We start from the raw sequence: 1,392 nt of genomic DNA on the forward strand, positions 1-1,392 counted from the left end.
ATGACCAAAAAATCCCTGATTTCACGCTTCAATTGCGAATAAATGAAGTACTACCTTACTTACCAACTTCTCGCTTACTCAACGCAGACTTCCCCCTTCAACAACATCGTACACTCGGCATCGCCAGAATAGCCAAGAGAAATTCAGAAGCTATTGAACGGCAACCGTCAGAGTCACAGTATCATGATACCGTCCGGACTTTGCCTGCTGTAGCTCAGCCTCGGTAATTGTCACCGTCAATCTCATATTCTCCTTTCCGGCACAATCCAGTCGGTCGTCACCTTTCCATGAGGAATGGCCATCAAAATCACCCTCTTCAACCAGTGTGATCTTATTACCACCACCATTGTTGGGAAGACCAACCTCAAGCTGATAATTCAGGCGTTCACCACCATTATCGAGCTCGAAAACACCGTCACCAAACTTACTTAGCCCTCTAATTTTGAAGGGACTTTTACTTGTGGCAAAAACACAGAAATCCTGATACCCGAAGGCACCCGAGCCCTGTCCGTCTTTCAGGGTCATATCCTCAAGTCCAGAGATCAGGATAGAGGGCGTTATATCGAGTTCTATTGAAAAATCAATAAAAACGGGCGCGGGTGGTTGTAGTGACGTTCCGGGGCGTACCTCCATTCTAAATCGGCCTTCGTATTTCCCTGTTGCACCGGCACGAATAATATCAGCCTTATAAGCGGTCACCGTCAGAGTCAATTCATTCTCTTTGCAAAAATCGTAGTTATCATCTCCTTTCAGCGTAACAGACTGACCGATCTTAAATTCTTGCAGCACTTGCGGCGCATCATTCGCTGAATATTCGTCCAGGGTGATCGTGATGGGGATCTCTTCAGCACCTTGTGTGACAACGAATTGCCCGGTCTGTCCATTGGAGAGCGGTATTAACTCAAGCTCAGGATTATACATTGTCCGTTTTTTGCCCTCCTCCAAATATGAAATGGCACAAAATGTTTTTTTATTATCGACTCTATTCGTTCCGCTGATGGGTTGGTCGCCCCCTTTCCATTCCCCAAGGTCGATATCAGATAGGCGCTTTATTTTCACCCAATAATTGCCGTTATTGTTGCAGTTATTACCGTTACAATCGCTATCCGCAGAGGCGAAGGAAGTGATCATCATTAATATGGAAAATAGCAAAAATATCTTGTAAACCATGTAACAACTACTAACGCAAATCAGTTGTGCATCCCAATAACTGCAACGGGGGCGCACGGACCGCAAAGAGGAAAAGGTAACTCTACCGATCAATATTGCCCCGTTCAGAAACCGCCAACTGCCCCTCCAACACCGTCGTACACTCAGCATCGGCCAGGTCGATGGTGCCCATTTGCAACACATAGCCCTCGTCCATCTCCTTCACCGGCAGCGAGCAGAGCA

1 protein-coding gene is annotated in these 1,392 nt (G+C 46.6%); it reads right to left on the reverse strand.

What is annotated here, in order from left to right; genetic code table 11:
• Positions 1-150: 150 nt before the first annotated feature.
• The gene (locus KDK14_RS17565) at positions 151-1,170 is read right to left on the reverse strand and encodes a hypothetical protein (RefSeq protein WP_257266488.1); all 1,020 of its coding nucleotides are present in this window, start codon (positions 1,168-1,170) and stop codon (positions 151-153) included.
• Between the last annotated feature and the right edge of the window lie 222 nt (positions 1,171-1,392).

It is taken from the genome of Endozoicomonas sp. ONNA2, assembly GCF_024606365.1.
Classification (GTDB): domain Bacteria; phylum Pseudomonadota; class Gammaproteobacteria; order Pseudomonadales; family Endozoicomonadaceae; genus Endozoicomonas.

Coding starts and splice junctions, on each gene's coding strand:
- KDK14_RS17565 (WP_257266488.1), bottom strand. CDS start 1,170: ATGGTTTACAAGATATTTTTGCTATTTTCCATATTAATGATGATCACT.